Here is a 24,411-nt window from a genome sequence, read left to right as displayed (position 1 = left end):
TCAGGCCAGCGGCGTCGCGTTGGCGTACAGGCGCAGCAGCATCGCGCGCAGCGTCTTCACTTCCGCCGCGCTGAAGTCCGAGGTGGCCACCGCCTCGTAGTGCTGCGCGAGCGGAATCAGCTCGCAGGTCAGCGCGAGGCCGCGCTCGGTGAGCGCGATGCGCACCGCGCGCTTGTCGGTGTCGCACTTCTCGCGCGCCACCAGTTCATTCGCCGCCAGCCGGTCGACGATGCGCGACAGCGCCGACAGGTCGGTCGATGCGTGCATCGCCAGTTCAGACAGCGTTTGCCGCGGCGTGTGCTGCAGCGACGCACACACGCGCCATTCGCTGAGGCTGAGTCCGTAGGGCTTCAATGCCTTCGCAAAGGCATTGCCCATGCGCGCGCCGGCGCGTGCCAGCAGGAAGGGAATGGCCTTCTCGAGGTCGTGATCTTGGGGCAGGGTTTTCATCTAGACATGCTTGAACAATCAAGTATATAGTCCGCCGCAATTACTTGAATAATCAAGCAAATGCGGAGACGATCATGAGCCTGAAGCCTTTACGCCGAGCTACCGTCGCATGTGCCGTTGCACTGTCTTTCCTGGGAACGATGCCGCTGGCAAACGCTCAGGGAACGGCTGCCAAGTGGCCCCAGCAGGCGGTGCGCTTCGTGGTGCCGTTCCCCGCAGGGTCGGCGCCTGACGTGCTGATCCGCCATGTGGGCGCCAAGCTCGGAGAGAAGTGGGGACAGGGCGTGATCGTCGACAACAAGCCCGGCGGCAGCGGCGTGATCGGCATGAACGCGATCCTGGCCGCGTCCGCCGACGGCTACACCTTCGGCTTCGTGCAGGGCTCGGCCATCTCGGTGGCGCCGAGCACCATCAAGGGCGTGACCTACGACTTCAACCGCGACTTCGTGCCGGTCACGCTCGCGGCTGTCGCGCCTTTCATGCTCGCGGTACCGGCCAATTCGCCCTACAAGACGCTCGCGGACTTCATCGCCGCCGCACGCGCCAAGCCGCAGGGCATCGAGGTGGCAGACAACGGCCGCGGCACCGCGCCGCACCTGGCTTCGGCATTGCTTGGGCTGCAGTCGGGCGCGCAGTTTCTCGAAGTGCACTACCCGGGCGGTGCACAGGCCATGCAGGCCACGCTGGGCGGGCAGACCCAGATGATGGTCGAGACCTACAACGTGGTCGCCGGCAACGTGCAGGGCGGGCGCATGCGCGTGCTGGCCAGCATGGGCGACCGCGTCGAGGCCGGGCTGGAGCAATTCCCGCTCGCGAGCAAGACAGTGCCTGGCGCGGTGGCCCACGGCTGGTTCGCCGTCATCGCGAAGAAGGGCGTCGACCCGCAGGTGCTCGCGAAGCTCAACAAGGACATGAACGAGGCGCTGCTGTTGCCCGACGTGGTGGCCAAGTCGCGCGAGCTGGGCACCTACCCGCGCCCTGGCACTCCCGAACAGCTGGCGCGCTACATCGCCGACGACCGCAAGACCTGGCAGGACGTGCTGGACAAGCTCAACATCAAACCGGAGTGATTCATCGATGAAGAACAAGATTGCGCTCGAAGAGCATTTCGCGATCGACCTGACGATCGCCGACTCGCAGGTATACGCCCGCCCCGAGGTGTGGCAGGGCCTGAAGAACAACCTGCTCGACTTCGAGCAGCAGCGCATCGATCAAATGGACGAGTGGGGCACCGAGCTGTCGATCCTCTCGCTCAACTCGCCGGCGGTGCAGGCCATTCCCGATGCGAAACGCGCCGTCGAAGTCGCGCAGCGCGCCAACGACGTGCTGGCCGAGCAGACGAAGCGCCATCCCACGCGCTTTGGTGGGTTCGCGGCGTTGCCCATGCAAGACCCCGAGGCGGCCGCGCGCGAGCTGGAGCGCTGCGTGACGCAGCTGGGCTTCCACGGCTTCCTGGTCAACGGGTTCTCGCAGGTGGGCGACGAGAACACCGTCGTCTACTACGACGACCCGCGCTTCGCCGACTTCTGGGTTGTCGCCGCTGCATTGAAGAAACCCTTCTACATGCACCCGCGCGACCCGCTGCTGAGCCGCGAGCCCATCTACGAAGGTGCGCACTGGCTCACCGGACCCACCTGGGCCTTTGCGGTAGAGACCGGCCTGCATGCGCTGCGCATCATGTCGAGCGGCCTGTTCGACCGGCACCCCGACCTGCAGATGATCCTTGGCCACTTCGGCGAGGGCATTCCCTTCAACATCTGGCGCGTCGACCACATCCTGCGCAAGGGCCGGCGCGGCATGCCCTGCGACAAGGAAATCGGCGACTACCTGCGCAGCAACGTGCACATCACGACCAGCGGCAACTTCCGCACGCCCACGCTGCTGTCGACGATGCTCGAGGTGGGGGCGGACCGCATCATGTATTCGGTCGACTACCCGTTCGAGAAGCATGAAGACGCGGCGCGCTGGTTCGACAAGTGCGAGATCAGCGAGAACGACCGCCAGAAGATCGGCCGCGACAACGCGCGCAAGCTGTTCGGATTGAAGTGACATGCGCACCGTGAAAAACACCCGCCCCGTGCTCGTGGCCGGCGGCGGCATCGGCGGGCTCGCCGCTGCGCTGGCGCTGGTGCGCGAGGGCTATCGCGTGAAGGTGATCGAGCAGGCCGGCCAGATCGGGGAGATCGGCGCCGGCATCCAGCTCAGCCCCAACGCCTTCGCGGCTTGCGACGCGTTGGGCGTGGGCGAGCATCTGCGCGCCAAGGCGGTCTACACCGAAGAGATGGTGATGTTCGACGCCATCGACGCGAAGCGCGTGGCGAGCATCTCGTTGTCCGATCGCTTTCGAGAGCGCTTCGGCAACCCCTATGCGGTGATCCACCGCGCCGACATCCATGGTGCGTTGCTCGAAGGCGTGAAGGCCACGACAGAAGGCATCGAGTTCCTCACCTCGACCAAGGTCGTGCACATCGAGCAGGACGACGCAGGCGTGACGCTGATCGATGCACAAGGCGGCCGTCACGAAGGCCAGGCCGTGATCGGCTGCGACGGCGTGCGCTCGGCGGTGCGCCAACAGTACGTGGGCGACAGCATCCGCGTATCGGGCCATGTGGTGTTTCGTGCCGTGATCGACACGGCCGACTTCCCCGGGGCGCTGCGCTTCACCGCGCCATGCATCTGGGTCGGGCCTAACTGCCACCTGGTGCACTACCCGTTGAAGGGCGGCGACAAGTTCAACATGGCCGTCACCTTCCATAGCGACCAGCCTGAGGAGTGGGGTTCGATGGACGGCGACCCGGCGGAGGTGCAGCGCTACTTCCGCCCGACCTGCGAGCAGGTGCAGCAGCTGCTGCGCATTCCGAAGGCGTGGAAGCGCTATTCGACAGCCGACCGCAACCCCATCGAGCAATGGACATTCGGCCGCGCCACGCTGCTGGGCGATGCGGCGCACCCGATGGTGCAGTACCTGGCGCAGGGCGCGTGCATGGCCTGCGAGGACGCCGTGACGCTGGGCCTCGCGCTGCGCCGCGAAGAGGGCGACTGGCCGCGCGCGCTGGCGTTGTACGAACGCTCCCGCGTTGCCCGCACCGCGCGTGTCGTGCTCTCGGCCCGCGAGATGGGCCGCATCTACCACGCAAAGGGCGTCGAGCGGCTGGTGCGCAACAGCATGTGGACGGGCAGGCCGCAGGAGCGCTTCTACGACGCGCTCGAATGGCTCTACGGCTGGACGGCCGCCAACTGCCTGGGCGACGAGAAGGCCGCGTGAAATTCAAGGAAACGACATGACGACAAACGAACCCTTTCGCGGCTGGACCGTGGCCGCCCGCGTGCTGATGGCAGTGATCTTCCTGGTCGCGGGCGTGCGCAAGCTCATGACCTATGGCGCAACGCTCGGCTACTTCGCCAAGCTCGGCATCCCGCTGGCCGACGTGGTGCTGCCGTTGACCATCGCGCTCGAGATCGGCGGCGGGCTGCTGCTGATCGCCGGCTGGCGCGTGCAATGGGTTGCCGGCGCGCTGGCCTTGTTCACGCTGGCCACGGCCTTCGCAGCGCATGCGTTCTGGGCCGCCGACGCGGCGCAGTTCAACGCGCAGCTCAACAATTTCCTGAAGAACGTGGCCATGGCCGGCGGCTTTCTGCTGCTCATCGTTCAGTCGGGCGCTGGCGAGAGGGCTGCTGGCAATCGGGGCTGAGCGGAAAACTCCTTTCCGTTCGTGTCGTTGAATGAGTAGGCGGCCCGGCGGGACACTCGCCCGGCGGGCCGCCGGCGTATCGTGATGCCCGGCATCGGTCGTTCATGAACATTCGAGAGACAGACAGGAAAAGCCATGACCACACCATCGTTCGTCTACACCAGCGTGCCCCAGCGGGTGGTGTTCGGCGCGGGCTCGCTGCAGCACCTGGCGCGCGAGATCGACCTACTAGGTGCGCGCCGGGCCCTGGTGCTGTCCACGCCCGAGCAGCGCCCGCAGGCCGAGCGCGTGGCCGACATGCTGGGCGCGCACGCGGCCGGTGTGTTCGACCGTGCCGTGATGCACGTGCCGATCGAAACGGCGCGTGAGGCGCGGGAAGTGGCCGCCCGGCTGGGCGCGGATTGCGCCGTGGCCATCGGGGGCGGTTCCACCACCGGGCTGGGCAAGGCCATCGCGCTCGATTCGGGCCTTCCGATCCTCGCCATCCCGACCACCTATGCGGGCTCCGAGATGACGCCGATCTACGGCATCACCGAAGCCGGCATGAAGAAGACGGGCAAGGATTTCAAGGTGCTGCCGCGCACCGTCATCTACGACCCCGAGCTTTCGCTGGGCCTGCCCGTGGGCATGAGCGTGACCAGCGGCATCAACGCCATCGCGCATGCGGCCGAAGGGCTCTACGCGGTCGATTCGAATCCGATCATGGACCTGATGGCGCAGGAAGGCATTGCAGCACTGGGCCGCGCGTTGCCCGCCATCCGCGCCACGCCCAAGGATGCGAGTGCCCGCAGCGACGCGCTCTATGGCGCCTGGCTCTGCGGCACGGTGCTCGGCAATGTCGGCATGGCGCTGCACCACAAGCTGTGCCACACGCTGGGTGGCAGCTTCAATCTGCCGCATGCCGAGACCCACACCATCGTGCTGCCGCATGCGCTGGCCTACAACGCCGAAGCGGCGCCGCAGGCCATGGCGCGTATCGCGAAGGCGCTTGGGGGAAGCACTGCCGCGCAAGCCGTGTACGACCTTGCACGCGACAACGGTGCGCCGGTTGCGTTGCGCGACATCGGCATGAAGGAATCCGATCTCGACCTGGCCTGCGAGCATGCGCTGAAGAACCAGTACCCCAATCCGCGCCCTCTGGAGCGCGATGCGATTCGTGCCTTGTTGCAGAACGCGTGGGAAGGTGTGCGGCCCTGAGTTGCGGCAGGGCCGCGTCGCCGCTTACAGGCCGGCCTGGCGCGTGAACGACACCGTCGGCTTGCTGTAGGCCGAAGGCACCTGGTCGCGGTAGAACGCGCGGCGGTCCAGGCTTTGCAGCGGGTCGTGAGCGGTGGCCACGGCCTGGTCGCGCACCGCATTGCGGTCGAGCGTGGAGTTGACGGCCACAGTGCCTTCAGCGGCGCTGTCGGAGTAGGGGTTGCCGGCGCGCGCGGCAGCCAAGGCTTCGGCCTGCACGTCCATGCGGCTGGCGGACGAGGTGATGGCGTGCACGCCTTCGTAGGTTTCAGCGTGCGCGCCTGCTGCGCCGAGCATGGCGAATGCGGCGGCGGAGATGGCGATGAGTTGCTTGGTGTTCATGATGCGAGTCCCTTTGACTGTCAGTGTGGGCGGCGGACATTCGTCGTTGCCACGGGATGCAGTGTGAAATCGCATCGTGGTTGGCGCTGTGCGTTTGCGCACCGCTTTCGGCAATTACAGCGGGGCGGCGGCGTGCGGCGCGTAGAGCACCGCAAGAGGTTCGGAGCGTCCCCGCACGGTGAGCGTTTCGACCGCGCCCATGGCATTCGCAACGCCGGCCTGCTCTGCCGCGAAGAGCGAGACGACGAGGCGCGATGCGGCCGTCTTCGAGTGGTCCTGCAGCCGGCTCGCGGTGTTGACCACTTCGCCTATAGCGGTGAAGGTGGTCGTCTCCAGGTAGCCCACTTCACCCACCGCCGCACGGCCCGCATGCAGGCCCATGCCGAACTCCAGCCGCTGGCCGAACTGCGCCTCGAAGCCTTCGCTCCATGCATCCATGCGCTGGCCGATCAGCTCCGTCGCGTGCAGTGCCTGCCTGCAGGCGGTGGGCAGGTCGCATTCGAGCCCGAAGATCGCCATCACGCTGTCGCCGATGAACTGGTTCGGCACGCCGCCGCTTTCGCGCACTGCCGCACCGACGGTGGCGAAGTAGCGGTCGAGCACATAGGCCAGGTCGAAGGGCCACTGCCGCTCCGACAGGCCTGACCAGCGCCGAAGGTCGACGAACAGGATCGCCACGTCGCGCTCGCGCCCGAAGCTGCCGACCGGCGCGGGCCGGCCTTCATTGGGCAGCGGCGCGAACAGCGGCGTGACCTCGACGTCGCCGCGTGGGCGCAACTGGCAGGCCAGGCGCACGTCGGCCGGCGCGCGCACGCGTTCGAGCGTGCGCTGCTCGTCGCGGCCGGGTTCGCCGATGTGTTCGACCGGGCCGGCCACGCGCACGCGGCAGGTCGAGCAGCGCGCCCGTCCGCCGCAGATCGACACATGAGCGATGCCGTGCGAGCGGCTCGCTTCCAGCACGCTCCAGCCGCGCGGCACCTGCACCGTGCGGCCGGGGTAGCGCAGCGTGACCGATGGCTGCCGCGACCAGCGCGCAAAGCTGTTGCGCCCCCAGCGCGCCCCCAGCAGCGCGACCAGCGCCAGCCCGTAGAACCACTTGATGTTGCCTTCGGCCGTATTCAGCGCCTTGCCCTGTTCGGGCGTGGGAAGCACGGTCGGCGGCACGCCGCTCCACTGGAACTCGCGCCCCATGGAGACGAAGCCCATCGCCGCCGTCAGCGGCAGCACAACCGCAATGGCCAGCAGCAGGTAGGAAAAGCGTCGCCAGGCCGGCTGCGCCCGCAGTGCGAAATGCAGGCCCAGGCAGCCGTGGACCCAGGCCGCCAGCATCATCAGCAGCTGTGCGGCCGCGCCCTGCCAGTCCCACAGCCCCCAGACCACGCGCACATACGAGCCCTCGATGCCATAGGCCAGGTAGGCGCCGCGCATGGCAGTGAGGTGCGTGGCCAGCAGCAGCGGCAGCGCAAAGCCCAGCAGTACGCGCAGGCCTTCGAGCGGCGGCATGCGCAGGGTGCGGCGCTCCCACAGGGCGACCACGGCCAGCGCCAGATGGGTGGCGGCCGCGCCGTACAGCAGCACGGTGCCTGGCAGGCTGTGCCAGAACTTCTGCACGCCGCGCAGTACGGTCTCGGCCGCGGCAAAGGAATAGATGCCCAGCGAATGGTTCAGCAGATGCGCCGTGATGTAGGCCATCAGCACCAGCCCGCTCGCCCAGCGGAGATTGCGCCGTGTCGGCGGTCTCAGGGAAAAAGGGGGGGCGTGAGGGGAACGTCTGTCCATGAACGGGTTCGAAGCGGCACCCGAGCATAATCCGCGCGCCCCTACCTAGCCTTGGCATGGCCAAACCTGAACTCACCCCCCGCTCCAGCCTCGCGCTGCGCCAGATCGCGCTGCTCGAAGGCCTTTCAGACCAGCGCCTGGACCTGCTGGCCCAGCAATGCCTGTGGCACAGCGTGGAGGCCGGCAAGCCCCTGCTGCTGCGCGCCGAGCAGCAGGGCGACCTGTTCCTGCTGGTCTCGGGCCGCGTGCGGGTGACGACCTACTCGGCCAACGGCCGGCAGGTGACCTTCCGCGATTCCGAAGCCGGCGAGCACTTCGGCGACATCGCCGCCATCGACGGCGGCCCGCGCTCCGCCGACGTGGTCACGCTCGAACCCAGCGTGGTCGCCAGCCTCGACCGCGCTGCCTTCATGACCCTGCTGCACGACGAGCCGCTTGTGGCCCAGCGCGTGATGCTGCGGCTGGTGTCGCTGGTGCGGCAGCTGTCGGAGCGCGTCATCGACCTGAGCACCCTCGGCGTGCAGAACCGGCTGCATGCCGAACTGCTGCGCCTGGCCCGCACCGCCGGTATCGTCGGCAACCAGGCCCGGCTGGACCCGGCTCCCAAGCACGCGGCGCTGGCCAGCCAGATCAGCACCAACCGCGAGCAGGTCACCCGCGAACTGAACGTGCTGGTGCGCAACTGCGTACTGCGCAAGGACGACAAGGCCCTGCTGGTGGCCGACGTCGCCCGCCTGGAGCTGATGGTCTCCCAAGTGCGGGGCGACGCCGGCTGAGCCGGAAGACGCTCAGTTCCAGCGACCCTTGACGCCGCCCACGCTGAAGCGGCCGGCACCCAGCAGCACCACCGTCAGCGCGCCGAACAGGTACAGGCCCTGCAGTTCCAGCGCCCAGCCGCCCTGCTTGGTCAGCGAGAACAGGTCGGCCATGTGCACCAGGCCGAAGGCCACCAGCATGTTGATGACCACCACGGCGGCGGCCGCGCGGGTGAAGACGCCCGCGATCATCAGCAGCGGCGCGACGATTTCGCCCACGTACACCAGGTAGGCCAGCCCACCCGGCAGCCCGGCCTTGGCCAGCATGCCGCCGATGAAGCCCACGCCGGCCGACAGCTTGAAGATGCCGTGCAGCAGCACCAGGAAGCCGATCGTCACGCGAATCAGCAGCTTGCCGGAATCGTCCAGCGCGGCGGGGGAGAGGGCGGAAAGCGGCGATGCGATCGGCGCACGCGGGGTGTTGGCGGCTGCGGCCTGGGTGTTCATGGCAGATCCTTGCTTGGTGGAAAACGGTGGTCCGCCGCGGAATGCGACGGTTGCGGTTCCAGTTTGCGAGGCCGCCGAAATGCGGGATGTGCGTTTACGCACATGTTTTGGCGAAAGGCCGTTTTGCCCGGTCAGTGGCTGCCGAAGTGGCCTGTCCACTTTCTTTCGTAGTCCATTTTTGCGAAATGCGCCGCCATGAAGTCGATGAAGCTGCGCACCTTCGCCGACAGGTGCTTGCGGCTCGGGTACGCCAGGTTGATGGTCAGGTGCGGCAGGTCCCAGTCGTCCAGCGTGGGCACCAGCCGGCCGGCCACGATGTCTTCGTAGACGATGTAGGTCGGCTGCACCAGGATGCCCATGCCGTCCAGCGCGGCGGCGCGCAGCACCTGGCCGTCGTTCGATTCGAGCAGGCCCGTCACCGACACCGTGTGCGTCTCCCCGCCACGGCTGAAGCGCAGCTCGTTCGGGTTGTTGGCGTAGGTGTAGATCAGCAGCTTGTGCTGCTTCAGATCGTCCAGCGTCTTCGGAAAGCCGTGCTGCGCAAAGTAGCGCGGCGACGCCGCCAGGATGCGCCGCGTTTCGCCGAGCCGGCGGATCGTCACGTTCGAATCGGGCTCGTACTCGCGCGTGCGGATTGCCACGTCGATGTTGTTGTCGATCAGGTCGAAGTAGCGGTTGGCCGCCTCCACGTGCACTGTCACGCCCGGATAGCGCTGCGTGTATTCGCGCAGCAGCGGCGCGATGTGGTGGATCGAGAAAGAAAGCGAGGCCGTCACGCGCAGCGTGCCCGTCGGGTTGAGCGCGGTGGCGTTCACCGTCGATTCGGCGTCCGCCAGGTCGGCCAGGATGGTGCGGGCGCGGCCGCAGAACTCGCGGCCGGTGTCGGTGAGATACAGGCGACGCGTATTGCGCTCGACCAGCCGCGCGCCCAGCCGTTCTTCGAGCGCGCTCAGGTGGCGGCTCGCGGCGGCGTTGGAAAGGCCCAGCGCCTCGGCCGCGCGGCTCAGGCTGCCGGCATCGGCGATCTGCACGAGCAGGGCGATTTCGGTCCAGCGGTCCATGGGGTGGTGTCTCCGGGCTTGTTTTTCAGGGCCGGACGATTTTGGCGCAGGGCAGGCTCGACCGTTCCGCTGGGCGGAAAAATCATTTGCACCCTGGTGCTTTCGTGCGAACGGCGTGCGGCCTACAGTGCGCCGAGACAACATGGAGACAGCCACGATGCGCAACCTCAACCAGGACAACATCACCCAGGCCGTGCTCGCGCGCTTCGCCGATACCCCCAGCCCGCGCCTGCACGAGATCATGACCAGCCTGGTGCAGCACCTGCACGCCTTCACCCGCGAGGTGAAGCTCACCGAGGACGAGTGGTTCCAGGGCATCCAGTACCTCACCGCCACCGGCCAGAAGTGCGACGACAAGCGGCAGGAGTTCATCCTGCTGTCCGACGTGCTGGGCCTGTCGATGCTCACCATCGCGATGAACAACGACAAGCCTGCCGGCTGCACCGAGGCCACCGTGTTCGGCCCCTTCTACTTCGAAGGCGCGCCCGAATACGAGCATGGCGACGACGTGGCCAACGGCGCTGTAGGCGCGCCCTGCGACGTGTTCGCCACGGTGCGCGGGCTCGACGGCGAGCCGGTGGCCAATGCGGTGGTCGACGTGTGGCAGGCCGACGAAGGCGGCCACTACGACGTGCAGCACCAAGGGCTGGATCACGCAGAGAACCGCGGCCGCCTGCGCACGGCGGCCGATGGCTCGCTGCATTTCCGCAGCGTGCTGGCCGAGGCCTATCCGATCCCGGTCGATGGGCCCGTGGGCGACCTGCTGCGCGCGACCAAACGCCACCCGTGGCGGCCTGCGCACCTGCATTTCAAGATCGAGGCGCCGGGCTACGAACGGCTCATCACCCACGTGTTCCGCGACGGCGACCAGTGGCTCGACTCCGATGCGGTGTTCGCGGTGCGGCAGTCGCTGGTCGCACCATGGAAGAAGCAGGACAACGGCCGCTGGCGGCTGGACTTCGACTTCGTGCTCAACCCGTTGAAGCAGCCTGCCTGATCCAAACAAAAAACAATGAAGGAGACAACGCAAATGACAGACATCCTGCAGCAGGAGCTGCTGATCCGCCGGATGATCGAGCGCTGGGCCGTGTGGCGCGACGCTGGCGACTGGGAGCGCTTCGCCACTGTGTGGCACCCCGATGGCGTGATGATGGCCACGTGGTTCCAGGGCCCGTACTCCGAATTCATCCGCGTCACGCAGGAGGGCTGGGCCAAGGGCGTGAGCATCCTGCACTTTCTGGGCGGCTCGGCCATCGAGGTGGCTGACGAGCGCGCCATCGCGCAGACCAAGATGACCATCTCGCAGCGCGGCATGGTCGAGGGCGTGCTGTGCGATGTGGTGTGCACCGGCCGCTTCTACGACTTCGTGGAAAAGCATGGCGGCGAATGGAAGCTGCTGCACCGCCAGCCGATCTACGAGAAGGACCGCATCGACCCGGTGGACCCTGCCGCCACGGTGAAGCTCGATGCAGCCGTGCTGGCCGACCTGCCCGAGGGCTATCGCCACCTTGCGTACATCCAGCAGCGCATCGGCTACACGGTGAAGCTGGACATGCCGATGCTCAAGGGGCCGGCGGTGGAGGCGCTGTACCAGCGCGGCGCGCGCTGGCTCGCTGGCGGCGCACTCGAGCGCTGAACGGCCATGGACACCACACTCGACCGCCGCAGCGTCATGGCTGCGGCGCTGGCGATGCTCGCCATGCCGAAACTCGTGCTTGCACAAGACTGGCCTGCGAAGCCGCTCAAGCTCGTCGTGCCGCAGCCACCCGGCGGCGGCTTCGACTTTGTCGGCCGGCTGCTTGGCGAGCGTCTGTCGCGCGCACTGGGCCAGCCCGTGATCGTCGACAACCGCTCGGGTTCCGGCACGGTGGTCGGCACCGACTTCGTCGCCAAGGCGCCGGCCGATGGCTACACGCTGCTGGTCGGCTCGGTGTCGAACCTCGCGCTCAACATGGGGCTGTACAAGAACCTGCCCTACGACTCGCTGCGCGACTTCGAGCCGCTGGGGCTGGCCGTGGCCTACAGCTACACGCTGATGGCGCGCAAGGATCTGCCGCAGGGCACGCTGAAAGACGTGGTGGCGTTTGCCAAAGCCAACCCGAAGAAGCTCAACTACGCATCGGCGGGCAACGGTTCAGGGCAGCATGTGATCGCGGCGGCGCTGTGGCAGCAGGCCGGTGTGGAGCTGACGCACGTGCCGTACCGCGGTGCGCAGGCGGCTTACCAAGACCTGCTCGGCGGTCGGGTCGATCTGTTCTTCGACCTTTCGCCGACGGCGCGGCCGCAGGTGATGGCTGGCAACGCGAAGGCGCTTGCGGTGTCGGGTGCATCGCGGCTGCCGACGCAGCCTGACGTTCCCACCATTGGCGAGACTGGCGTGGCGAAGCTGGAGCTTGAATCTTGGTTCGGCCTCTTCGCACCGGCGAAGACACCGCCGGCGGTGCTGGAGCGACTGCGTGCCGAGCTTGCAAAGGTCATCGCAATGCCTGAGGTGATGGATTCGTTCGTGAAGGCCGGTGGCAAGCCGCTCGCGCTGTCGCAGGCTGACACGCACGCGCTGGTGCGCAAGGACGTGGAGCGTTGGAGTCGCACGGTGCGTGAGCTGGGTATTCAGCCGGAGTAGATCGTTTTGGTTGCTCGGCTGTGTGTCGTGTTCGGAGTGCGTGCGAATGACACCGGGTACTCCCCTCCGCGAATGTCCCCCGCCTTCGGCTCCTCCTTTATTTCGCTGCGGGGAGCACCCGGTGCCATTCGCACATGGACGCGGCTGTCGTGCTGGCCGATCAACGACAGCGCTGAACGACCACGTCGATGGGGTGCCTTGCGCAGCGAAATAAAGGAGGAGGCCGAAGGCCGGGGGACATTCGCGGAGCAAGGTACCCCGTCGGCGTGAGCGCGCCCCAATCTAAAGGCCTGCTACGCTAGCGAAGCCCGCCGCCCCGGTGGGCTTTTTTCTGCGCTTCTTCTGCCCATGGCCTTTCCCCTCATCACCGACCCGCATTTCTATGCGGTCGCTATTCCCGCCGTGCTGCTGCTCGGCATCAGCAAGAGCGGTTTCGGCGCGGGCTTCGGTTCGCTCGCGGTGCCGATGATGGCGTTGGCCGTCACGGTGCCGCAGGCAGCCGCCATCCTGATGCCGCTGTTGCTGCTGATGGACGTGCTGGGCCTGGCGGCGTTCCGGCGCGACTTCGATCGCTCGCTGCTGAAGTTTCTGATTCCGTTCGGGCTGCTGGGCACGGTGATCGGCACGCTGCTGTTTCGCATGCTGTCGGCGCACACGGTGGCGGGCATCGTCGGTGTGTTCACGTTGCTGTTTCTGGCGCAGCGCCTGCTGCTTCCACCCAAGCCCAATGACCCGCTGCCTTCGCGCGGCGTGGGCGCGGTGCTGACCACGGTGTCGGGCTTCACCAGCTTCATCGCGCATGCGGGTGGGCCGCCCATCAATGCCTATGTGATTCCGCTGCGGCTCTCGCCGGTGGTCTTCACCGCAACGATGGCCTACTTCTTCTTCGTGGTGAATCTCAGCAAGTGGATTCCCTACGCGTGGCTCGGCCTGCTCGACTTTCGCACGCTGGCCACGTCGCTGGTGCTGATGCCGCTCGCGCCCCTCGGCGTGTGGGTCGGCATCCGCATCGCTCGTCGCATCGATGCGACGTGGTTCTATCGCTTCGTGTACCTGGGGATGTTGCTCACGGGCCTGAAGCTCGTCTATGACGGCTTCCTGGCCTGAGCGTGTCGGGCGAGGTCAGAGCTCGACGATGCTCTTGAAGCCACCGAAGATCATCCGCTTGGCATCGAAGGGCATGGTCTTCGGGTCCATTGCCGCGATGCGCGGGTCGGCCATGACCTTCGCGTTCACCGTGTCGCGGTGCTTGCGCGACTTGTAGACGATCCACGAGAAGGCCACGGTCTCGTCGGTCTTCAGCTTCACGCTTTGCGGAAACGAGGTCAGCTTGCCGGGCTTCACGTCGTCGGCAATGCACTCCACGTATTCGATCGCGCCGTATTCCATCCAGACCTTGCCGGCCTTGCGCGCCAGCTTGCGGTAGGCCTCGACGTTGGCGGTGGGAATGGCGACGATGAAGCCGTCTACATAACGAGCCATGGGTGTTCTCCTGAATAAAGAGTGGAACCGTTGAAGAAAGAAAACCGGCGGTTGCATGGCGTGTTGCCGCTCACGATGCCGCCGTCCCCCGGGGTGCTCCTTTTCCGTCAGCCTTTTCGTTGTTCTCCATTTGCCCAGGCATGACGGTGCGAAGCAGCAAGGCCCCGATCAAACCCGCCGCCGCCGCGAACACGGCACCGACGAGAAACGCAAGGTTGTAGCCACCGGTGAGGGCCAGCGGCATCTGCGCGCCGGCCGCTTCCATCGACGCGCTGCGGGCTGCGGCGGCGCTGGCCAGCACGGCCAGGCCCAGCGCACCGCCCATCATGAAAGAGGTGTTGACTACGCCCGAGGCCAGGCCCGAATCGGACGGGCTCACCTCGCTCATGGCCGCCAGCAGCACCGGGTTGAAGGCCATGCCCGCGCCAAGGCCGAGCAGCATCATCCCGGGCAGCACGTCGGTCACGAAGCTGCCGTTGACCGGCGCGCGCGCGAACAGTGCCAGCCCGATGGCCGCGAGCCAGAGCCCGGCGGCCAGTGGCTTGCGAATGCCGAAGCGCATCACGATCTTGGCCGACAGGCCGAGCGAGAACACCGCCATGATCACGTTGGCCGGCAGGAAGGCCAGGCCGATCTGCATGGGCGTGTAGTTCAGCACCAGCTGCATGTACAGCGCCGAGATGAAGAACCACGCGAACATTGCCGCGGCCCACAGCACGCCGACCACGTTGGAGACCGACACGCTGCGCAGCTTGAACAGGCCCAGCGGCATCAGCGGATGCTGCACGCGCGACTCGATGCCGATGAAGATGGCCAACAGCACCACGGCCGCGCCGAGCAGGCTCACCGTTTGCGTGGAGCCCCAGCCGGCCTCGTTGCCGTTGACCACGCCGTACACCGCGAGCATCAGCGACAGCGTGACGGTGATGGCGCCCGCAACGTCGAGCTTCTCGCCATGCGCATGGCCACGCGCGCTGGGCAGCAGCGCCACGCACAGCGCGTATACCGCAACGCCGATGGGCAGGTTCACCAGGAAGATCCAGTGCCAGCTCAGCGTGCTGGTCAGCAGGCCGCCCAGCAGCACGCCGATGCTGCCGCCGCCCGCGCACACGAAGCCGTACACGCCCATGGCTTTTGCGCGGTCGGCCGGTTCGGTGAAGAGATTCATGATGAGCGAGAGCGACACGGCAGAGACCACTGCGCCGCCCAGGCCCTGCACCGCGCGCGCCGCCACCAGCAGGCCCTGCGAGGTCGAGACCCCGCAGGCCAGCGATGCCAGCGTGAACAGCACCAGGCCCGCGAGGAACACGCGGCGGTGGCCGTACAGGTCGCCGAGCCTGCCGCCCAGCAGCAGGAAACCGCCGAAGGTCAGCATGTAGGCGTTCACCACCCAGACCAGCGAGGTCTCGGTGAAGCCCAGGTCGGTACGGATCGAGGGCAGCGCCACATTCACGATGGTGGTGTCGAGCACGATCATCAGAACGCCGAGGCACAGCACCATCAATGCGAGCCAGCGCTTTCGGCTGTCGAGTTGGTTGGTCATGGGAAGTGCAGTTCCTGTAGAGCGATGGGAGGAAGGGTCAGACCAGCGGCTTCCCGCCGTTGATCAGCCACGGCGTGCCGAAGCGGTCGGTCACCATGCCGAAGCCTTCGACCCAGAAGGTCTTCTCGAAGGGCATGGAGACCTTGCCGCCGTCGGCAAAGGCGTCGAACACGCGGCGTGCTTCGGCGACGGTATCGAGCGTCAACGCAACGCCGAAGCCCTTCATGCCTTCGTACGGCTGGCCGGGCATGGAGTCGGAGGCCATGAGCATGCCGTCGCCGTAGGCCAGGGAGGCATGCATGATGCGCTTCTTCGCCTCGGGCGGGAACTGCTCGGTGTCGGGTGCTTCGCCGATGGTCATCATCATCTGCATGGTGCCGCCGAGCGTCTTCTCGTAGAAGCGCATGGCCTCTGCTGCATTGCCGTCGAACGTGAGGTAGGCGTGGATGGGGGACATGAGGTTTCCTTGTGGGGTTACTTTTCGGTGGCCGTCTTGAGATTGGCAAGGCCTGCTTCGAAGTCCTTGCCGATCATCTGGTCCATGTTGAAGAAGATGCCCATGAGCTTTGCAACGTAAGGGCTGGGGCCATGCATGGCCCAGGTGACCTGCGTCGCATTGCCCTGAGGCTGGAGTGTGAATTCGGCCGTGTTGTGGCCTTCGAAGGGCTTGATGAAGTCGAGCTTGATCGCGACCTTCGACGAAGGCGTCGACTCCACGATCTCCATGCTCCCGGCGCCCGCCTTGTCGTTGCCCTCCCAGGCGTAGGTTGCGCCCTTGCCGCTCGCCGTGCCGCCGAAGGTGCGCTTCATGGCGGGGTCGAGCTTCTCGTAGGGCGACCATGCGCTCCAGCGGTGGAAGTCGTCGATCAGCGGAAAGATCTTGTCGGCCGGCGCGTCGATGCGCGCAGTGCGTTCCACGCGGAAGGTGTCGGGTCGGGTGGCGGCGAAGATCAGCAGTGCGGCGATCGCGAGCACGATGACGAGGGCGATTTTCTTGAGCATGTCGGGTGCTTTCTCGGGCGATGGATGGAGCGTGCGGGAATCAGGTGGGGTGCGCGACGACCAGCAGCCAGCCCACGCCGAAGCGGTCGGTCAGCATGCCGAAGTTCGAGGTGAAGAACGTCGGGATCAGCGGCTGCATGACCTGGCCGCCTTCGGCGAGTGCGTTGAACCACTTGACGACTTCGGTGTCGGTGCTGGCGGTGAGCGCGAGCATGATGCCCTCGAACTTCGCTTGTCCCGAGCAGCGGCCATCGGAGGCCATCAACTCGGTGTCGCCGATGCGGAACACCGCGTGCATCACCTTGTTTGCATCGGGCGTGCCGCCGGCACAACCGGCTTCGGCGTTCTCTGAAGGGGCTCCTGCAGGCGCTTCGCTGTAGCGCATGAGCTGCACGACCTCGGCGCCTAGCGCCTTCTTGTAGAAGCCGAGCGCTTCGTCGCAGCGGCCTTCGAACGAGAGGTAAGACTGGACTTTCATGGCGATTCCTTTGGATTGGAGAGGTGACTCGGAGGCCCCCGGTGTCATGGGCCGCAAACAATCGGATTACTTTGTGTACACCGTCCACAAAGAATAACAGGGATAATGGACAGTGTCCACATGGAATTGCAATGAAGCTCAACAACGCCCCCGACAGCCTGCCGCCCGCCCGCAGCACTTATCGCCACGGCGACCTGCGCCGGGCGCTGCTGGACGCGGGCATTGAACTGGCGCGCGACGGCGGCCCCGGCGCGGTGGTGCTGCGCGAGGCCACGCGGCGCGCGGGCGTGGTGCCCAACGCGGCGTACCGGCATTTCGGCAGCCGGCAGGAGCTGTTGCTCGCGGTGCGCGAGGCGGCCCTGGCCGCGGCGGCGACCGCGATGGAAAAGGAGCTGGCGGTGCTGCCCTGCGACCAGCCGCCGGCAGACTTCGCACGGGCGCAGGTGCGCGCCGTCGGCACCGCCTATCTGCGCTTCGCGCAGGCCGAGCCGGGTTTGTTCCGCACGGCCTTCGTGATCTCCGATGAGGGCAGCGGCGAACTCGGCCCGGGCAAGGCGGGCGCCGGTGGACTGGACCCGTTCCAGCTGCTGGGCAAGGCCATCGACCGGCTGGTGGATGCCGGCGTGCTCGACCCGGCGCGGCGCCCGAATGCCGAATACCTCGCGTGGAGCGCGGTGCACGGGCTGGCGCTGCTCATCATCGACGGGCCGCTGCGCGAGATGCCGGCCGAGGCTGCCCACAGCCTTGGCCAGCAATTGATCGATATGGTCGAGCGGGGCCTCTGAGCCCCCTTCAAAACGCTAGAAATAGATCTTCTGCAGCAGCCGGATCAGCGTCTCGCGCTCCCGCGCAGTGAGCTTGGCGCTGGCATCGGCTTCGAGCTGGATCACGGTCTGCTCGGCCTCGCGGACCAGCGCCTCGCCAGCCGCCGTGAGATGCAGCCCGACGGCGCGGCCGTCATGCGGGTGGGGGCGGCGTTCGATCAGGCCCCGGCTGTCCAGCGTGGCCACCAGGCTCACGAGGTTCGGCGGCAGGATGTCCAGAGCGTTGCACAGCTGCCGCGACGTGGCGCCCGGGTTGTGCGCCAGCAGCGACAGCACTGAAAAGTCGATCTGCTTGAGCCCGTAGGGCGCCATGCGCTCCGCGAAGAAGGCGCTGACGATCAGCCACGCTCGGCGCGCGTTGTAGCCGACCAGGGTTTCGAGCATGCGTGCGTCGAGCCGGTCCTGCTTGCCTTGCGGCACTACGGCCTGCTCGCCTTTCGCGGGGGCGGATTTCGGGGAGGGTGGCATGGCCCGAGCGTAACCGCGAGTGGATGCATGCGAGCGCTTCGAGTGGCTAGTTGGCGACACCCGGGGGCGTCGCGGCATGGTGGCTCAGGGCCACCGTCTCGCAGGCCCGCTTGACGATGCCCAGGCGCATTTCGAACTCGGGCAGCACCCAGCGGCGAAAGGCGGCCGCCGCCCGGGCCTTGTCAGCGTCCTGCGGCGCCACTGCCTCGATGCGCGCCCAGGCCCACGCCATCATCGCGAGCATCGTCACGCGCAGGTAGTCGTCGGCCACCTCGTAGGGCAACACGGGGTTGGCATGCGCCGCCATCGCGACGGTGGTGCCCAGGTAGCGCAACTGCGCCAGCCGGCGCTGCACGTCGGCATCGGCCTCGCGCGAGGCGTCGAGCGTGTCGCGCAGTTCGAGCAGCACGGCCGACATGCCCACGCCGCCGTCAGGCAACACCTTGCGCACCAGCAGGTCGATGGCCTGGATCTCGTTGGTGCCCTCGTAGATCATGGTCACGCGCGCGTCGCGCACGATCTGCTCGATGCCCCATTCGCGCACGTAGCCGTGGCCGCCGAACACCTGCAGGCATTCGCTCGCCCCGTAAAAAGCCTGGTGCGTGCACGCGGCCTTCAGCACCGGCGTGACGAACGAACACCAGCGCTGCGCTCGCTCGCGTGCCTTCGGGTCGGCGTCATGCGCGGCGACGTCGAGCATCAGCGCACTGCGGTAGGCGAGGGTGCGCGCACCGTCGATCCAGGCGCGCTGCGTATCGAGAATGCGGCGCACGGCCGGGTGTTCGGCGATCAGGTCGGCCAGCTCGCTGCCGCGGCTGGCGGGCACGGGGCCGGGGGCGCGCATCTGGCGGCGCTCGGCGGCGTAGGCGTCGGCCTTCTGCCAGGCGGCGTCGAGCAGGCCGATGCCCTGCAGTGCCACGTGCAGGCGCGCCGAATTCATCATCACGAACATCGCGGCCAGGCCGCGGCCGGGCTCGCCGACCAGCCAGCCGGTGGCATCGTCGAAGCGCATCGTGCAGGTGGGGCTGCCGTGCAGGCCCATCTTTTCTTCTATGCGTTCGCAGTGCACCGCGTTGCGCGTGCCGTCGGGCAGCAGCTTCGGGACCAGCACCAGCGACAGGCCCTTGGGGCCGGCCGGCGCATCGGGCAGGCGACACAGCACGAGATGCACGATGTTCGGCGTCAGGTCGTGTTCGCCGCCGGAAATGAAGATCTTGCCGCCGTTGACCCGCAGGCTGCCGTTGGCCTGCCCCATCTGCGGTGTGGCGCGCGTGCGCACCTGCCCCAGGTCGCTGCCCGCATGGGCTTCGGTGAGGCACATGGTGGCGAGCCACTCGCCGGTCGCGATCTTCGACAGATAGCGCTGCTTCAGCTCCTCGCTGCCGTGGTGCTTGAGGCAGGCATACGCGCCATGCAGCAGGCCGGGCGCCATCGTGAGGCCATGGTTGGCGGCGGCCAGCCATTCGTAGAGCACCGCTTCGAGCACCGCGGGCAGGCCCTGGCCGCCGTCTTCCGTCGCGGCCGACAGCGCAGGCCAGCCGCCGTCAACGAAGGCCTGGTACGCCTCGCGAAAGCCCGGCGGCGAGACCACTTCGCCGTCGACAAAGCGGCAGCCGATCTCGTCGCCGCCACGGTTGATGGGTGCCACCACCTCGCCGACGAAGCGGCCTGCCTCTTCGAGCACTTGCGATTGCAGGGCCTCGTCGACTTCGGCAAAAGGCGCGAGCGTGGCCAGGCAGGCAGGCGCGTCGAGCACGGCATTGAGCAGGAAGCTGACGTCTTCGGGGCGGGGCTGGTAATCCATCGGGGGCTCGGTAACTCGGTATCAAGGCGTCGGGAGCTTGCACGCGAAGCTGCTCGCGCGTTCGGTATCGCCGCCGGTGTAGGTTGCGACTTGCGGGTAGGGGCACAGCGGCCGCGTGCGTTGCGCCGACCAGTTGGCCGGCACCTCGGCGTTGGGCATCGGCGTGCCCGCGCCGCGCGCCGAGGCGGTGACCGATGCGGGCGCCTTGCCCTGCTCGACCCAGTCGACCAGCGCGCTCAGCATGTCGAACTGGTCGGTGGCCGGGCCGCCCGCGCAGTGGTTCATGCCGGGCACCGGGAAGTAGCGTGCGAACGACGAGGCATCGCCGCCATTCGCGGCCTGCACACGGTCGTACCAAGCCTGCGTGTCGTCGGACGAGAACACCGGGTCGCTGGTGCCGTGGTAAACGATCATCCGGCCTCCGCGGTTGCGCAACGCGCCCAGGTTGGCCGCGTCGGGCGGCGTCATGAACGACAGGGCCGATTCGCGGAACACGCCATCGGTGGCCGCGATGCGCGGTGCGTCGCGGTCCATGTCGAAGCCCAGCGCAAAGGGCAGGCCCTGCGGCCGGTCGGCCAGTGGCGGCGTGCTGAAGATGAAGCCAACGGCACCCGCGTCGCGCGTCGGCGGGCTCGCGAACTTCCACTCACGCCAGTTGGCGCCGCTCACGCCTGCGTCGAACGGGAAGCTGCTGTAGATCGGCTGGCCCGCGCTGTTGCGCGCGCCCTTGAACACGTCGGCAAGCGCCTTCTTCTGCGGCGCGCTGAGGCACATGCCGTCACGCGTACCCGCCGCGCAGGTGGGCACCGCCGTCTGGATGTCGAAGCGCGTCTTGCAGGCATTGACGTTCGACACGATGCCGTCGGCAAGGCCGTCGAGAGCGTCGCAGCGCTGCAGCACCTTGTCGGCCACCAGCTTCAGCTCGGCCGGCGTGAACGCGCTCTGCAGGTCGGGCTGGCCGGCGGGTGTCTTCGCGCTGGCCACCGCCGCGTATTGCTGCGCGCCGTAGAGCTGCGCGACTGCCGCCTTCGGCAGGTTGAAGCCGGGGTCGCCCGCGAGGATGCCGTCGTACTGGTCGGCCGAGCGCACGGCAGCCACCATTGCATGCCGCCCGCCGTTGGAGCAGCCACCGAAGTAGGAGCGGTCGGGTCCGCGGCCATAGGCCTTGGCGATCAGGTTCTTGGCCATCGGCGTGAGCTGCGAAACGGCGTTGTAGCCATAGTCGAGCCGCGCCTGCGGGTCGAGCCCGAAGCGCGGGCCCATCGAACCCGCATGGCCGGCGTCGGAACTGATGACGGCAAAGCCCATCTGCAGCGCGCTGCTGCGCGGGCCGCCACCGCCGATGCCGCCGAGCGCCGGCACCACGACGCCGTCGAGCCCGCCGTTGGCCTGGTAGAAGAAGCGGCCGTTCCACGCAACGGGCAGCCGCATCTCGAAGCCGATGGCATAGCGCTGGTTGTCGACGGGGCTCGTGCGCTCGTTCATGCGACCCTGCACGAGGCAGTGCGCGGGCGCGCTCATGGCCACGCCGCCGACCGTGACGGTGCCGGCCGGTACGTCAGTGACCGAGGTGTAGACCGTGCCCGGCAGCGCGGCGCGGGCGGCAAGGTCGGTGCAGGCCTGGAGCGTGCCGGGCCGCGCGGCGGCCAGCGGCGCATGCGGTGCCGTATTCGGTGCCGCGGGCCGGCCCGCGCAGGCCGCGAGCAACGCGGCAACGCCGAGCGCGGTTGCGCACAGGCCGAGGTGGACGTGGCTCTGTCGGGTCATCAAGTTGTCTCCTTGCCGCGCATGCCGCGGCTTTCTTTTCTTCTCGTCAGGCGGCTTTTCTTGCCGCGCCCAGGTAGGTGTCGATCACGCGCGAATCGACCGCGAGTTCTTGCGCCTTGCCTTCCAGGCTCACGCTGCCCATCTCGAGCACGTAGCCGTGGTCTGCCACTTCGAGCGCGGCGCGCGCGTTCTGCTCCACCAGCAGGATCGTCACGCCCGTGGCGCGCAGCGCATCGACCGTGCGGAAGATCTCCTGCACCACCAGCGGCGCCAGGCCCAGGCTGGGTTCGTCGAGCATCAACAGCGTGGGGCGCGACATCAGCGCGCGGCCCACTGCCAGCATCTGCCGCTCGCCGCCCGACAGCGTGCCGGCCAGCTGAGCGCGGCGCTCCTTCAGGCGCGGGAACAGCGCGTACACCTCGTCGATGCGGTCGCGCCACTGCCTGTTGCGCAGTCGCACCTGGCGGAATGCGCCGAGCACGAGGTTGTCTTCCACCGGCATGGTGCCGAACAGCTCGCGCTTCTCGGGCACCAGCGCGATGCCGAGCATCACGCGCTCCTCGAGCGACAGCGCGGAGATAGGCTGGCCCTTGAACTCGATGACGCCCTTGGCGGGCAGCACGCCCATCAGCGCATTGAGCAGGGTGGACTTGCCGGCGCCGTTCGGGCCGATCACAGTGACGACGCTGCCCTGGTCGGCCTGCAGGTCAATGCCGTGCAGCACTTCGGCGCGGCCGTAACCGGCGTGCAGGTCGCGGATGCGGAGCAAGGGGGTTGTCATTTCAGTGCTCCGTGCCCAGGTACGCGGCGCGCACCTTGTCGCTGTTCTGCACCTCGGCGGGCGTGCCCTCCATCAGGTGCGTGCCGAATTCCATCACCACGATGTGGTCGCAGATGTCCATCACCAGTCCCATGTCGTGCTCGACCAGCAGGATGCTCATGCCTTCGCCGCGCAGTTGCCGCAGCACCTTGCCCAGCGCTTCCTTTTCCTTGTGGCGCAGGCCGGCCGCGGGCTCGTCGAGCAGCAGCAGGGCCGGGTCGGCGCACAGCGCGCGTGCAATCTCAAGCAGGCGCTGCTGGCCCATCGCGAGGTTGCCAGCGAGTTCGTGCAGCAAGGCGCCCATGCCCACGCGCTGCAGCTGGCGCTCGGCCTCGCGGAACAGCGCGCGCTCTTCGGCGCGGTCGATGCGCAGCATGGCTGCAATGGCGCCCTTGCGCCCGCGCAGGTGCGCGCCCAGCGCCACGTTCTCCAGCACCGTCATGTCTGCCACCATCTTCACGTGCTGGAAGGTGCGAGACACGCCGCGCTGCGCGATCTGCCGTGCACCGAGCCCGCCAATGCCTTCGCCACGGAAGCGCACGGCGCCGCCCGACAGGCCGAGCACGCCGGTCACCAGGTTGAAGGTGGTCGACTTGCCCGCGCCGTTCGGCCCGATCAGGCCGACGATCTGGCCGGCGCGCGTCTGGAAGCTGATGTCGTTCACGGCCACCAGCCCGCCGAAGGTCTTGCGGATGGCCTGCACGTCGAGCACGACTTCGCCGGCTGCCGGCTTGGCGCGCGCGGGCAGGTCTTTCGCGCCTTGCCAGTCGACGCTGCGGCGCGGACGCGGCAGCCGCCGGTCGACGAATGCCCAGAGCCCTTCGGGCAGGTACTTGAGCACCAGCACGATCATGATGCCGAACACGATCAGCTCGTAGCTGCCGGCCGTGCCGATCAGCTTGGGCAGCAGCACCTGCAGCTGGTCTTCGAGCAGCTTGACCACGCCCGAGCCCGCGATGGCGCCCCACACATGGGCCGCGCCGCCGAGCACCGCCATGAAGAGGTACTCGATGCCCATCTTCAGGCCGAAGGGCGAGGGGTTCACCGTGCGCTGGAAGTGAGCGAACAGCCAGCCCGAGATCGACGCGAGCATGGCCGCCAGCACGAAAATGCCGATTTTGAAGCGCAGCGTGTTCACGCCCATGGCCTCGGCCATCTGCGAGCCGCCCGCCAGCGAGCGGATGGCGCGGCCGCTGCGCGAGTCGAGCAGGCGGATCACCGCGGATGCGGCAAGCAGCGCGAAGATCCACACCACCGCATAGAACATGCGCTGCTGCCCGACCTCGAAGCCGAATACGGTGAGGCCCTTCACGCCCAGGATGCCGTCGTACTTGCCGAGTGCATCGAGGTTGCCCATGAGGTAGTACAGCGACAGCGCCCAAGCGATGGTGGCCAGCGGCAGGTAGTGGCCCGACATGCGTAGCGTGATCGCGCCGATGATCGCGGCGCTGGCTCCGGTAAGCGCCAGCCCGATGAAGAGCGTGACCCATGGCGAGAGACCGGTGTTCACCGTGAGGTAGGCGGTGGTGTACGCACCGATGCCCACGAAGGCCGCCTGCCCGAAGGAGGTGAGGCCGCCCACGCCGGTGAGCAATACCAGGCCGAGCACGGGCAGCGTGTAGATGCCGATGTAGTTGAGCTGGATGATCCAGAAGTCGGGCAGCGGCAACAGCGGCAGCGCGATCAGCACCAGGATCAGCGCGAGCGGGCCCCAGGTGCGCAGCGCGCTCTTGTCGGGTGCCGGTGCCGAAGAGGAAGGGTTCAGGAGCGCTTCCATC

At 67.5% G+C, this 24,411-nt stretch carries 26 protein-coding genes; 11 read left to right on the top strand and 15 right to left on the bottom strand.

Annotated elements, in window-relative coordinates:
* Window positions 1-450, bottom strand: a complete 450-nt coding sequence (locus ACN9MV_RS27520) for a MarR family winged helix-turn-helix transcriptional regulator (protein ID WP_093079603.1) — start codon at window positions 448-450, stop codon at window positions 1-3.
* 140 nt (window positions 451-590) lie between these two features.
* On the opposite strand from ACN9MV_RS27520, the gene ACN9MV_RS27515 reads away from it, so the two are divergent.
* The 5 genes from ACN9MV_RS27515 to ACN9MV_RS27495 all read left to right on the top strand — a co-directional run bounded on the left by ACN9MV_RS27515 (window position 591) and on the right by ACN9MV_RS27495 (window position 5,339).
* Window positions 591-1,520: a Bug family tripartite tricarboxylate transporter substrate binding protein gene (locus ACN9MV_RS27515; RefSeq protein WP_258353006.1), complete on the top strand. Its 930-nt coding sequence runs from the start codon at window positions 591-593 to the stop codon at window positions 1,518-1,520.
* A gap of 7 nt (window positions 1,521-1,527) precedes the next feature.
* Complete coding sequence (locus ACN9MV_RS27510; protein WP_426390384.1) at window positions 1,528-2,499, top strand: amidohydrolase family protein; 972 nt, start codon at window positions 1,528-1,530, stop codon at window positions 2,497-2,499.
* Between the two features lies 1 nt (window position 2,500).
* Entirely contained in the window at window positions 2,501-3,715 is a 1,215-nt protein-coding gene (locus ACN9MV_RS27505; protein WP_426390383.1) for a 3-hydroxybenzoate 6-monooxygenase, read from the top strand.
* Window positions 3,716-3,731: 16 nt separating this feature from the next.
* A complete protein-coding gene (locus tag ACN9MV_RS27500) occupies window positions 3,732-4,142 on the top strand; it encodes a DoxX family protein (protein WP_426390382.1) in 411 nt (136 codons plus the stop codon).
* Between the two features lie 135 nt (window positions 4,143-4,277).
* Entirely contained in the window at window positions 4,278-5,339 is a 1,062-nt protein-coding gene (locus ACN9MV_RS27495) for a maleylacetate reductase (RefSeq protein ID WP_426390381.1), read from the top strand.
* A 24-nt stretch (window positions 5,340-5,363) separates the two neighbouring features.
* Here ACN9MV_RS27495 and ACN9MV_RS27490 read toward each other — a convergent pair whose 3' ends face one another.
* Together ACN9MV_RS27490 and ACN9MV_RS27485 are read right to left on the bottom strand one after the other, a co-directional pair.
* The gene (locus tag ACN9MV_RS27490; RefSeq protein ID WP_426390380.1) at window positions 5,364-5,720 is read right to left on the bottom strand and encodes an alpha/beta hydrolase; all 357 of its coding nucleotides are present in this window, start codon (window positions 5,718-5,720) and stop codon (window positions 5,364-5,366) included.
* Between the two features lie 114 nt (window positions 5,721-5,834).
* Window positions 5,835-7,499 carry an adenylate/guanylate cyclase domain-containing protein gene (locus tag ACN9MV_RS27485; protein ID WP_426390379.1) on the bottom strand — a complete coding sequence of 555 codons (1,665 nt, stop codon included), beginning with the start codon at window positions 7,497-7,499 and terminating at the stop codon, window positions 5,835-5,837.
* 56 nt (window positions 7,500-7,555) lie between these two features.
* On the opposite strand from ACN9MV_RS27485, the gene ACN9MV_RS27480 reads away from it, so the two are divergent.
* Entirely contained in the window at window positions 7,556-8,275 is a 720-nt protein-coding gene (locus ACN9MV_RS27480; protein ID WP_426390378.1) for a Crp/Fnr family transcriptional regulator, read from the top strand.
* Window positions 8,276-8,287: 12 nt separating this feature from the next.
* Here ACN9MV_RS27480 and ACN9MV_RS27475 read toward each other — a convergent pair whose 3' ends face one another.
* Window positions 8,288-8,761 carry a DoxX family protein gene (locus ACN9MV_RS27475; protein WP_093079583.1) on the bottom strand — a complete coding sequence of 158 codons (474 nt, stop codon included), beginning with the start codon at window positions 8,759-8,761 and terminating at the stop codon, window positions 8,288-8,290.
* Between the two features lie 131 nt (window positions 8,762-8,892).
* Window positions 8,893-9,822: a LysR family transcriptional regulator gene (locus tag ACN9MV_RS27470; protein ID WP_093079581.1), complete on the bottom strand. Its 930-nt coding sequence runs from the start codon at window positions 9,820-9,822 to the stop codon at window positions 8,893-8,895.
* A gap of 157 nt (window positions 9,823-9,979) precedes the next feature.
* Between ACN9MV_RS27470 and ACN9MV_RS27465 the strand changes: the two genes are divergently transcribed.
* The 4 genes from ACN9MV_RS27465 (at window position 9,980) to ACN9MV_RS27450 (ending at window position 13,552) form a co-directional block, all read left to right on the top strand.
* A complete protein-coding gene (locus ACN9MV_RS27465; RefSeq protein WP_426390377.1) occupies window positions 9,980-10,819 on the top strand; it encodes an intradiol ring-cleavage dioxygenase in 840 nt (279 codons plus the stop codon).
* A 33-nt stretch (window positions 10,820-10,852) separates the two neighbouring features.
* Complete coding sequence (locus ACN9MV_RS27460; RefSeq protein WP_426390376.1) at window positions 10,853-11,458, top strand: nuclear transport factor 2 family protein; 606 nt, start codon at window positions 10,853-10,855, stop codon at window positions 11,456-11,458.
* 6 nt (window positions 11,459-11,464) lie between these two features.
* Window positions 11,465-12,445, top strand: a complete 981-nt coding sequence (locus ACN9MV_RS27455; protein WP_426390375.1) for a Bug family tripartite tricarboxylate transporter substrate binding protein — start codon at window positions 11,465-11,467, stop codon at window positions 12,443-12,445.
* A 348-nt stretch (window positions 12,446-12,793) separates the two neighbouring features.
* Window positions 12,794-13,552: a sulfite exporter TauE/SafE family protein gene (locus ACN9MV_RS27450; RefSeq protein ID WP_093079571.1), complete on the top strand. Its 759-nt coding sequence runs from the start codon at window positions 12,794-12,796 to the stop codon at window positions 13,550-13,552.
* Between the two features lie 15 nt (window positions 13,553-13,567).
* Here ACN9MV_RS27450 and ACN9MV_RS27445 read toward each other — a convergent pair whose 3' ends face one another.
* The 5 genes from ACN9MV_RS27445 to ACN9MV_RS27425 form a co-directional block, all read right to left on the bottom strand.
* Window positions 13,568-13,927: a DUF1428 domain-containing protein gene (locus tag ACN9MV_RS27445; RefSeq protein WP_093057602.1), complete on the bottom strand. Its 360-nt coding sequence runs from the start codon at window positions 13,925-13,927 to the stop codon at window positions 13,568-13,570.
* A gap of 70 nt (window positions 13,928-13,997) precedes the next feature.
* Window positions 13,998-15,470 (bottom strand): DHA2 family efflux MFS transporter permease subunit, encoded by a 1,473-nt coding sequence (locus ACN9MV_RS27440; protein ID WP_093057603.1) that lies wholly within the window; start codon window positions 15,468-15,470, stop codon window positions 13,998-14,000.
* Between the two features lie 37 nt (window positions 15,471-15,507).
* On the bottom strand, window positions 15,508-15,927 hold the full coding sequence (locus ACN9MV_RS27435; protein ID WP_093057604.1) for a VOC family protein: 420 nt from the start codon (window positions 15,925-15,927) through the stop codon (window positions 15,508-15,510).
* Between the two features lie 17 nt (window positions 15,928-15,944).
* Complete coding sequence (locus tag ACN9MV_RS27430) at window positions 15,945-16,472, bottom strand: SRPBCC family protein (protein ID WP_093177530.1); 528 nt, start codon at window positions 16,470-16,472, stop codon at window positions 15,945-15,947.
* Window positions 16,473-16,512: 40 nt separating this feature from the next.
* The gene (locus ACN9MV_RS27425; protein ID WP_426390374.1) at window positions 16,513-16,950 is read right to left on the bottom strand and encodes a VOC family protein; all 438 of its coding nucleotides are present in this window, start codon (window positions 16,948-16,950) and stop codon (window positions 16,513-16,515) included.
* A gap of 131 nt (window positions 16,951-17,081) precedes the next feature.
* Here ACN9MV_RS27425 and ACN9MV_RS27420 point away from each other — a divergent pair, with 131 nt between their 5' ends.
* Window positions 17,082-17,735, top strand: a complete 654-nt coding sequence (locus ACN9MV_RS27420; protein WP_426390373.1) for a TetR/AcrR family transcriptional regulator — start codon at window positions 17,082-17,084, stop codon at window positions 17,733-17,735.
* 15 nt (window positions 17,736-17,750) lie between these two features.
* Here ACN9MV_RS27420 and ACN9MV_RS27415 read toward each other — a convergent pair whose 3' ends face one another.
* Genes ACN9MV_RS27415 through ACN9MV_RS27395 form a run of 5 tightly spaced genes read right to left on the bottom strand, consistent with a single transcriptional unit; the run spans window position 17,751 to window position 24,410 of the window.
* The gene (locus tag ACN9MV_RS27415; RefSeq protein WP_093079558.1) at window positions 17,751-18,242 is read right to left on the bottom strand and encodes a MarR family winged helix-turn-helix transcriptional regulator; all 492 of its coding nucleotides are present in this window, start codon (window positions 18,240-18,242) and stop codon (window positions 17,751-17,753) included.
* Between the two features lie 46 nt (window positions 18,243-18,288).
* Window positions 18,289-20,046 (bottom strand): acyl-CoA dehydrogenase family protein, encoded by a 1,758-nt coding sequence (locus ACN9MV_RS27410; RefSeq protein WP_426390372.1) that lies wholly within the window; start codon window positions 20,044-20,046, stop codon window positions 18,289-18,291.
* Window positions 20,047-20,067: 21 nt separating this feature from the next.
* Entirely contained in the window at window positions 20,068-21,813 is a 1,746-nt protein-coding gene (locus ACN9MV_RS27405) for a tannase/feruloyl esterase family alpha/beta hydrolase (RefSeq protein ID WP_426390371.1), read from the bottom strand.
* 46 nt (window positions 21,814-21,859) lie between these two features.
* Window positions 21,860-22,594 (bottom strand): ABC transporter ATP-binding protein, encoded by a 735-nt coding sequence (locus ACN9MV_RS27400; RefSeq protein WP_426390370.1) that lies wholly within the window; start codon window positions 22,592-22,594, stop codon window positions 21,860-21,862.
* 1 nt (window position 22,595) lies between these two features.
* A complete protein-coding gene (locus ACN9MV_RS27395) occupies window positions 22,596-24,410 on the bottom strand; it encodes an ABC transporter permease subunit (protein WP_426390369.1) in 1,815 nt (604 codons plus the stop codon).
* Window position 24,411: the final 1 nt, after the last annotated feature.

Source organism: Variovorax sp. R-27 (assembly GCF_049913215.1).
In the GTDB taxonomy this organism is placed as follows: Bacteria; Pseudomonadota; Gammaproteobacteria; order Burkholderiales; family Burkholderiaceae_C; genus Variovorax.
The sequence above is the reverse complement of the archived record's forward strand: the minus strand, read 5'-3'. Positions and strand labels throughout refer to the sequence as shown.

Bases quoted from the DNA above. Each gene is read 5' to 3' on its own strand.
- ACN9MV_RS27520 (WP_093079603.1), bottom strand. From the start codon at position 450: ATGAAAACCCTGCCCCAAGATCACGACCTCGAGAAGGCCATTCCCTTC.
- ACN9MV_RS27515 (WP_258353006.1), top strand. From the start codon at position 591: ATGCCGCTGGCAAACGCTCAGGGAACGGCTGCCAAGTGGCCCCAGCAG.
- ACN9MV_RS27510 (WP_426390384.1), top strand. From the start codon at position 1,528: ATGAAGAACAAGATTGCGCTCGAAGAGCATTTCGCGATCGACCTGACG.
- ACN9MV_RS27505 (WP_426390383.1), top strand. From the start codon at position 2,501: ATGCGCACCGTGAAAAACACCCGCCCCGTGCTCGTGGCCGGCGGCGGC.
- ACN9MV_RS27500 (WP_426390382.1), top strand. From the start codon at position 3,732: ATGACGACAAACGAACCCTTTCGCGGCTGGACCGTGGCCGCCCGCGTG.
- ACN9MV_RS27495 (WP_426390381.1), top strand. From the start codon at position 4,278: ATGACCACACCATCGTTCGTCTACACCAGCGTGCCCCAGCGGGTGGTG.
- ACN9MV_RS27490 (WP_426390380.1), bottom strand. From the start codon at position 5,720: ATGAACACCAAGCAACTCATCGCCATCTCCGCCGCCGCATTCGCCATG.
- ACN9MV_RS27485 (WP_426390379.1), bottom strand. From the start codon at position 7,499: ATGGACAGACGTTCCCCTCACGCCCCCCCTTTTTCCCTGAGACCGCCG.
- ACN9MV_RS27480 (WP_426390378.1), top strand. From the start codon at position 7,556: ATGGCCAAACCTGAACTCACCCCCCGCTCCAGCCTCGCGCTGCGCCAG.
- ACN9MV_RS27475 (WP_093079583.1), bottom strand. From the start codon at position 8,761: ATGAACACCCAGGCCGCAGCCGCCAACACCCCGCGTGCGCCGATCGCA.
- ACN9MV_RS27470 (WP_093079581.1), bottom strand. From the start codon at position 9,822: ATGGACCGCTGGACCGAAATCGCCCTGCTCGTGCAGATCGCCGATGCC.
- ACN9MV_RS27465 (WP_426390377.1), top strand. From the start codon at position 9,980: ATGCGCAACCTCAACCAGGACAACATCACCCAGGCCGTGCTCGCGCGC.
- ACN9MV_RS27460 (WP_426390376.1), top strand. From the start codon at position 10,853: ATGACAGACATCCTGCAGCAGGAGCTGCTGATCCGCCGGATGATCGAG.
- ACN9MV_RS27455 (WP_426390375.1), top strand. From the start codon at position 11,465: ATGGACACCACACTCGACCGCCGCAGCGTCATGGCTGCGGCGCTGGCG.
- ACN9MV_RS27450 (WP_093079571.1), top strand. From the start codon at position 12,794: ATGGCCTTTCCCCTCATCACCGACCCGCATTTCTATGCGGTCGCTATT.
- ACN9MV_RS27445 (WP_093057602.1), bottom strand. From the start codon at position 13,927: ATGGCTCGTTATGTAGACGGCTTCATCGTCGCCATTCCCACCGCCAAC.
- ACN9MV_RS27440 (WP_093057603.1), bottom strand. From the start codon at position 15,470: ATGACCAACCAACTCGACAGCCGAAAGCGCTGGCTCGCATTGATGGTG.
- ACN9MV_RS27435 (WP_093057604.1), bottom strand. From the start codon at position 15,927: ATGTCCCCCATCCACGCCTACCTCACGTTCGACGGCAATGCAGCAGAG.
- ACN9MV_RS27430 (WP_093177530.1), bottom strand. From the start codon at position 16,472: ATGCTCAAGAAAATCGCCCTCGTCATCGTGCTCGCGATCGCCGCACTG.
- ACN9MV_RS27425 (WP_426390374.1), bottom strand. From the start codon at position 16,950: ATGAAAGTCCAGTCTTACCTCTCGTTCGAAGGCCGCTGCGACGAAGCG.
- ACN9MV_RS27420 (WP_426390373.1), top strand. From the start codon at position 17,082: ATGAAGCTCAACAACGCCCCCGACAGCCTGCCGCCCGCCCGCAGCACT.
- ACN9MV_RS27415 (WP_093079558.1), bottom strand. From the start codon at position 18,242: ATGCCACCCTCCCCGAAATCCGCCCCCGCGAAAGGCGAGCAGGCCGTA.
- ACN9MV_RS27410 (WP_426390372.1), bottom strand. From the start codon at position 20,046: ATGGATTACCAGCCCCGCCCCGAAGACGTCAGCTTCCTGCTCAATGCC.
- ACN9MV_RS27405 (WP_426390371.1), bottom strand. From the start codon at position 21,813: ATGACCCGACAGAGCCACGTCCACCTCGGCCTGTGCGCAACCGCGCTC.
- ACN9MV_RS27400 (WP_426390370.1), bottom strand. From the start codon at position 22,594: ATGACAACCCCCTTGCTCCGCATCCGCGACCTGCACGCCGGTTACGGC.
- ACN9MV_RS27395 (WP_426390369.1), bottom strand. From the start codon at position 24,410: ATGGAAGCGCTCCTGAACCCTTCCTCTTCGGCACCGGCACCCGACAAG.